Genomic DNA, 7,015 nt, shown 5'->3' on the forward strand with positions numbered 1-7,015 from the left:
CCTTGCTGTTGCCAAAGAGCGTTCGTTTGGAGGGGGCGTCAGTCAGATCGCACGGACACGGGCGGGTGAGGCGCGAGGCCGGTGAGAGGCCCCTTAGACCCCGCACGACGGCCCGTCAAGCAGCGCAAGAGGCACTGCGACACCCTGCTTGAAGTTTGTCATCGAGCGACGGCAATGGTCGCCACGGGGCTCCCTCGCCGGGTCAGGTGTTGAACTTGAACAGCATGATGTCACCGTCCTGGACGACATACTCCTTGCCTTCGTCGCGCGCCTTGCCGGCCTCCTTGGCCGCCACTTCGCCGCCCAGCCTGACGAAGTCGTCATAGGCGATGGTCTGGGCGCGGATGAAGCCGCGCTCGAAATCGGTGTGGATGACGCCTGCCGCCTGCGGCGCCTTGGCACCCTTGTGCACGGTCCAGGCGCGTGTCTCCTTCGGCCCGACGGTAAAGTAGGTGATGAGCTGGAGCAGCTCGTAGCCGGCGCGGATGACCTTGTTCAGGCCGGGTTCGTCCAGACCGAGCGTTGCCAGGAATTCCATTTCCTCGTCGTCCGAGAGCTGGGCGACCTCGGCCTCGATCGCCGCGGAAATCACGACGGTGCGGGCACCTTGCGCGGCGGCCATTTTCTCGACCGCCCTGGTATGCGCGTTACCGGTGGCGGCGTCGGCTTCCGCGACGTTGCAGACGTAAAGCACCGGGTGTGAGGTCAAGAGATTCAGCCCCTGCAGGATGCGCAGATCCTCAGCCGATATGCCGTTGAGCAGGATGCGGGCGGGCTTGCCGGCCTGCAGCAGTTCAAGCGCCGCTTCCATCATCGGAAGTACGGTCGCTGCTTCCTTGTCCTTGCCGGCGGCACGCTTGCGGATCTGCACGATGCGGCGATCGAGGCTGTCGAGGTCGGCAAGCATCAATTCGGTCTCGACGGTCTCGGCATCGGCGACAGGATCGATGCGGCCCTCGACATGAGTAATGTCGTCATCCTCGAAGCAGCGCAGCACATGGACGATGGCGTCGACCTCACGGATGTTGGCGAGGAACTGGTTGCCAAGCCCTTCGCCTTTCGAGGCGCCACGCACGAGACCGGCAATGTCGACGAACGAGATGCGGGTCGGGATGATCTCCTTCGACTTGCCGATCGCGGCGATCTTCTGCAGGCGCGGGTCGGGCACCGCCACCTCGCCGGTGTTCGGTTCGATGGTGCAGAACGGATAATTGGCGGCCTGCGCCGCCGCCGTCCTGGTCAGCGCATTGAAGAGCGTCGACTTGCCGACATTGGGCAAGCCGACGATGCCGCATTTGAAACCCATTTTTGTCTGGTCCTATCGGGAAATCGAAATTTGATCAGGGCTATGGGCGAAAGCGCCGATGATCGTCAAGGAGCAATTCAATTCAGACGCTGCGCGATGTCATCGGTGCCTATCGCCAACGCGCGAACGCCGGACCTGCTCAGTATTTGCAGGAGATGCCAGAACGCGTCGACCTCGGCGGTTCCGAAATCGATCGTCAGTTGCCCGTCGAGCAATTGCACACTGTGGATGATGTTTCCGACGGTCTCCGATGTTTCACGCTCGCCATCGATATCGAACCAACCGCGAAACCATTCGTCGAAGAGATCGCCGTCGAGCTCATTTACGGGGAATTTTAAATGAACCTCGTCCCATTTGAACGGTGAGACGAGGACATCCATTCCACCAATCCCGGCGTGAATATCCGGAGAGAATTTCACATAGGTTTCGCTATTGATGAATTGTGGATTTGGCTGTCCGTCATTGCCGACGAAATCAACCGCGATGAGATTTCGATAGAACGAATCGACATTCGAAAACTTGATCTCGGTTGCATGCGACCCTTGGCCGTTGCGAGCAAGTTCGCCGGCAGCAGCGACGAAATAATCAACATACTTCTGTCTGATGAGGCGGACCAATTCCTGAACGTCATCCAGATCCATGGCTCAGTCCTTGCCGCCAAAAAGCTTCTTCAGCATAGCCGCCATCGGGCCGGTTTCGGGCAGCTTGGCCGCCGGCTGCTGCGGCCGCGCCTGGCGGACGTGGCTTTGTGCCGTTGGCGCCTTGGGCGCCTTGGGCGGCGGGCGGTCGTCGTCGCCTGTCGGCGTGAGCTTGTCGCGCAAGGCCAGCGTCACGCGATTCATGAACGAATTGTCGTCGCCCTTGGCAAGCAATCCGGCACCATCGGCGATTGCGTCGAGCAGTACGTCCAGCCATTCGCGGTCGCCTTTGGCGAAATCGCCGAGCACATGGCCATGCACCATTTCCTTCACGCCGGGGTGGCCGACGCCGATGCGCACACGGCGAAAATCCTTGCCGACGTGCTGGTCGAGCGAGCGGATGCCGTTGTGGCCGCCGGAACCGCCACCGACCTTGACCCGCACCTTGCCGGCGGCAAGGTCGATCTCGTCATAGAAGACAGTCAGTGCCGAAGGGTCGAGCTTGTAGAAGCGTAAGGCTTCGCCGACCGCCTGGCCGGACAGGTTCATGAAGGTCTGCGGCTTGATCAGGATCACCTTTTCGCCGGCAAGCGTGCCTTCGGCGATCAGGCTCTGGAATTTCTTCGACCAGGGCGAAAAGGAATGGCGGCGGGCGATCGCGTCCGCCGCCATGAAGCCGACATTGTGCCGGTTGTTGGCGTATTTCGCGCCCGGATTGCCGAGGCCTGCAAAGACAAGCATCGTCGCCTCCGGGCGGGAAGGGGTTACTTCTCTTCGGCGGCAGGAGCCGCTTCGGGCTCAGCCGCTTCAGTCGTCTCTTCCGCGGCCTCCGGCTTCATCGCCGAGGAGCCGGCAATGGTCGCGATGGTGAAGTCGCGGTCGGAGATCACCGGCTTGACGCCGGCCGGCAAGGTGACGGCCGAAATGTGGATCGAATCGCCGATATCCGTGCCGGTGAGATCGATGGTGATGAAATCCGGGATCGCATTGGCCGGGCAGTGGAACTCGACCTCGTGGCGCACGATGTTGAGCACGCCGCCGCGCTTGATGCCGGGTGACTTGTCTTCATTGATGAAGTGCACGGGCACATCGACATTGACTTCGGTGTCCTTGCCGATGCGCAGGAAATCGACATGGACCGGGAAATCCTTGACCGGGTCGAGCTGGAAGTCCTTGGGCAGAACCTGGATCTTGTTGCCGTCGACATCGATCGTGGCGACCGTGGTCAGAAACCCGCCGCCATGGATCTTGTAGTAGATGTCCTTGTAGGTCAGCGCAATCGCCAGGGGAGGCTGCTTGTCGCCGTAAATCACTGCAGGCACTTTACCGTTGCGGCGAACTGCACGGGCGGACCCCTTACCGACCTGTTCGCGCGCTTCGGCCTTGAGCTCGTAAGTATCGTGGCTCATGGCATTTCCTTTCGCGTTGTTCTGGAGCGTTCGCGGCCGGCAACGTGCCGGGGCCGTAAACGTCGAAAGCCGACATAGCTAACGCATGACCTGGTCCGAAAACCGGAATCCACTTTTCGGGATCATGCGGAGAGGCGGCCTTCCGCCGCGTTGCCTCCAAGGGTGTCTACGCGGGTGGCGGCTCTATAGCGGAAGGCGGCGCGAGGTGCAAGTCATGGCAGGCACAGGTCTACAAGGGTTTCCCCGATGGCATGGCGACCACCCATGCCGATGTCATCAACGCCGACCTGCTGGCCTTCTTCAGGGCGTAAGGCCTTTCAGGACGTAACAAAAAACACCCGGGTGTTCTTGTGTCAGGTCGTGCCGATGTCAGGCGATGCTCAAGCCGCCATCGATCAGCATTTCCGCACCGACCATGAACGGGCATTCGTCCGAAGCAAGAAAGACCACTGCGTTGGCAATTTCCTCGGCGGTTCCGAAACGACGGGCAGGCACCAGGCCGACCACAGCTTTCGCGCGCGCCTTCGCCGCTTCGGGGTCCAGCCCAAGTTTGTCGTTGAGCGGCGTGTCGATCGGACCCGGGCTGATCACATTGGCGCGAATACCGCGTTCTATCAGTTCGCCCGAGAGCGTCCGGGCGAGCGAAATCATGCCGGCCTTGGCCAGCGCATAGACGTGCGTTCCAGCCATTCCCATATGTGCGTTGACCGAGCCGCTGAGGATGATCGACGACGGGTTCGAAAACAGCGGAACGAGCGCCTTGACCAGGAAGTACGGCCCCTTGAGGTCGACATCGATGCTCCTGTCAAACGCGGCCTCGGTCCAGTCGCCAAGCGGGCGCAGGTCGGCGATACCGGCATTGAGGAAGAGAGCGTCGAGCTTGCCGAAGGTTTCCTCGATCCGCCGCGCTATGTCGTTCTGGGCAGCAGCATCTCCGGCGTCGGCGGCAATGACAAGCACATCACTGCCGAGCATGGTGCGCGCCTCCTCGAGACGGCTCGCATTGGTTCCCGTGATAGCGACGCGCGCACCTTCCTCGATGAAACGTCGCGCCGTCACCAGGCCGATGCCGCTGGTGCCGCCGGTAATCAATGCGGCCTTGCCTTTTAGTCTGGACATAAGCGAATTGCCTTTCTCAGCGCGGAGCATCAGGGCTGAGCCCGGTATGTTCAACTTGAAGGCGTTGCTGACCAAAATTTTGCCTTCAGGGGTGACCCTCTCTAACAGGCTTTTCACCCGGCGTATGGTGAAGGAATCATCGAGGGCGCGGCAACTGCCGCGCCCTCGTATCAATTCCGAAAGATGAACTGATTTTTAGCTGGCCGCCGCCTCCACCTTCCTCACTTCCTTCATGTTAGGCAGGAGGACCGTCAGTAGCCCGAGTAGCGGCAAATACGAGCAGACCTGGAAGACGAAATCGATGCCTTTCATGTCGGCGACGACGCCAAGCACGGCGGCCGCGATGCCGCCCATGCCGAAGGCGAAGCCGAAGAAGATGCCGGCGATCATGCCGACCCGGCCGGGCACCAGCTCCTGGGCGAAGACGACGATGTTCGAGAAGGCCGAGGACAAGATCAGGCCGATCAGCACGGTCAGCACCATCGTCCACTCGAAATTGGCGTAGGGCATGGCCAGCGTGAAGGGCAGCACGCCGACGATCGAGAACCAGATCATCGCCTTCTGTCCGTAGCGGTCGCCGAACGGACCGCCGAGCAGGATTCCCAGGGCCGAGGCGCCGAGGAACAGGAACAACATGACTTGCGACATCTGCACCGAAACGCCGAATTTATGGATGGCATAGAAGGTGTAGTAGCTGGACAGGCTGGCGATGTAGGCGTTCTTGGTCAGCACCAGCAAGGTCAGCACCGCCAGCGCGCCTATCACCTTGTGGCGTGGGAAGGGTGAGACGAAGCTTGCCGCCTTACGGCTGCCGAGTGCTGCGCGCAGGCGGCTGTACCAGCCGCCGACCTGCCACAGCACGATAATGCCGATCAACGAGCCGCCGGCAAACCACGCGATGCTGGTCTGGCCGAAGGGCACGACGATGAAGGCTGCCAGCAGCGGCCCCATCGCCTGGCCGAAATTGCCGCCGACCTGGAACAGCGACTGTGCAAGACCGAACCGGCCGCCGGAGGCGAAGCGGGCGATGCGCGAGGATTCCGGGTGGAAGATCGCCGAGCCGATGCCGATCAGCGAGGCGCCGATGAGGAGCAGCGAGTAATGTCCGGCATAGGCCAGCACGATCAGCCCGATCAACGAGGACGCCATGCCGGTAGGGCAGCGAATAGGGCATCGGCCGCTTGTCGGTGATCATACCGATCACAGGCTGCAGCAGGGATGCCGTCACCTGGAAGGTGAAAGTCAGAAGGCCGATCTGCCAGAAATCGAGACCGTAATTGTCCTTCAGCAGCGGATAGGTCGCCGACAGCAGCGACTGCATGATGTCGTTGATACAATGGCAGAAACTCACCGCCAGGATAACGGTGAAGGCCGTCGCCTGAGCTGAAATGTGGCTGGCCGCTGCCGGCTTGGCGTCGGCGGTTGCTGTGGTATCGGTCAAGGCAGGCTCCGTGGTCTTTTTGGCGGGCGCTCCCGCAGTCGGTCTTATGGGCCGGCTGCCTTATACGTTGCTTGTCACGCGACTTCTTTCGTGGTTTGGTCCAATAGTTTCGCAAGTGGGCCATAGCCGATGCCGCATGGCAGGGAAATGTTCAGAGCGGGCGACACCGATCTCGGGCTGTTGCATGAGCGTCGCTGGCAATGGCTGGAGCAGGTCGTCGGGCCGGCAGTGGCGCTGCCGACCGAATATCCGGACGGCTACCATGTGCCACGCCACTATCACAGCCGCAGCCAGTTGCTGCACGCGCTGGTCGGTGTCGTGCTGGTAACGACGCGGCATGGGCGCTGGATGGTGCCCCCCGACCACGCGATGTGGATCCCCGCCGGCACCGAACATTCGGTCGAGATGCTGGGCGACGTCAGCATGCGGTCCGTCTATGTGATGCCGGAGGCCATTCCCGGCCTGCCGGACGGGTTGCGTGTCGTCGGCATCACTGACCTGATGCACAGCCTGATCGTGGAATCGGAAAAGCTGCCGCAGGGCGCCGAGCTGGAGGGGCGGGGTGGGCTGATCATGAAGCTCCTGCTGCACGAAATCCCGAACCTGCCGGAACGGCCACTCGGACTGCCGTTCCCGTCCGACGCAAGGCTGGCAGCGCTGTGCCGGCGCTTCGTCTCGGCACCGTCACCGCATGCGACGATCGATGAATGGGCCGCTATCGTCGGCATGAGCCGCCGCTCTTTCACCCGCGCGTTCCACCGCCAGACTGGATTGTCGCTGTCGACCTGGCGCCAGCAGGCCTGCCTGTTCGCCGCGCTGCCGCGGCTGGCCGACGGCGAACCGATCACAAGGGTGGCGCTCGATCTCGGCTATGACAGCGTGCCGGCCTTCATCACCATGTTCAAGCGCATGCTGGGAGCCTCGCCACGCGGTTATATGCGCGGCGCCCGTGATGCTGGTGAAGGTGTGCGGCGGATAAGCGGCCCGGCTCGGCCTGAGTCGCAGCCCTAAAGTATCCGTTTTGATCAAGGGGTTTTAGGGGCCCATTTTCGCTGCGCCTTGAGGAGAGCGTTTGCGAGGATGATGAGCTTTCGCATCAATG

The 7,015-nt window shown here is 61.7% G+C and carries 6 protein-coding genes and 2 pseudogenes; 2 read left to right on the forward strand and 6 right to left on the reverse strand.

The annotated features are described in order from the left end of the window. Positions 1-202 precede the first annotated feature (202 nt). From ychF to NKJ40_RS16020, 4 genes are all read right to left on the reverse strand, one after another. On the reverse strand, positions 203-1,306 hold the full coding sequence (gene ychF / locus NKJ40_RS16005) for a redox-regulated ATPase YchF (protein WP_352466832.1): 1,104 nt from the start codon (positions 1,304-1,306) through the stop codon (positions 203-205). 77 nt (positions 1,307-1,383) lie between these two features. Further along, positions 1,384-1,947 carry a hypothetical protein gene (locus tag NKJ40_RS16010; protein WP_352466833.1) on the reverse strand — a complete coding sequence of 188 codons (564 nt, stop codon included), beginning with the start codon at positions 1,945-1,947 and terminating at the stop codon, positions 1,384-1,386. Between the two features lie 3 nt (positions 1,948-1,950). Next, a complete protein-coding gene (gene pth / locus NKJ40_RS16015) occupies positions 1,951-2,685 on the reverse strand; it encodes an aminoacyl-tRNA hydrolase (RefSeq protein ID WP_352466834.1) in 735 nt (244 codons plus the stop codon). 23 nt (positions 2,686-2,708) lie between these two features. Next, on the reverse strand, positions 2,709-3,353 hold the full coding sequence (locus tag NKJ40_RS16020; protein WP_352466835.1) for a 50S ribosomal protein L25/general stress protein Ctc: 645 nt from the start codon (positions 3,351-3,353) through the stop codon (positions 2,709-2,711). A gap of 224 nt (positions 3,354-3,577) precedes the next feature. On the opposite strand from NKJ40_RS16020, the pseudogene NKJ40_RS16025 reads away from it, so the two are divergent. Beyond that, positions 3,578-3,664, forward strand: a pseudogene (locus tag NKJ40_RS16025) (alpha/beta fold hydrolase); the annotation flags it as partial. 58 nt (positions 3,665-3,722) lie between these two features. On the opposite strand, the gene NKJ40_RS16030 reads toward NKJ40_RS16025, so the two are convergent. Beyond that, entirely contained in the window at positions 3,723-4,472 is a 750-nt protein-coding gene (locus NKJ40_RS16030) for an SDR family oxidoreductase (protein WP_352466836.1), read from the reverse strand. Positions 4,473-4,667: 195 nt separating this feature from the next. Beyond that, positions 4,668-5,913: pseudogene (locus NKJ40_RS16035) on the reverse strand (MFS transporter). A 129-nt stretch (positions 5,914-6,042) separates the two neighbouring features. Here NKJ40_RS16035 and NKJ40_RS16040 point away from each other — a divergent pair. Further along, complete coding sequence (locus tag NKJ40_RS16040) at positions 6,043-6,924, forward strand: AraC family transcriptional regulator (protein WP_502903717.1); 882 nt, start codon at positions 6,043-6,045, stop codon at positions 6,922-6,924. Positions 6,925-7,015: the final 91 nt, after the last annotated feature.

The organism is Mesorhizobium sp. M0119, from assembly GCF_040322615.1.
Lineage (GTDB): Bacteria > Pseudomonadota > Alphaproteobacteria > Rhizobiales > Rhizobiaceae > Mesorhizobium.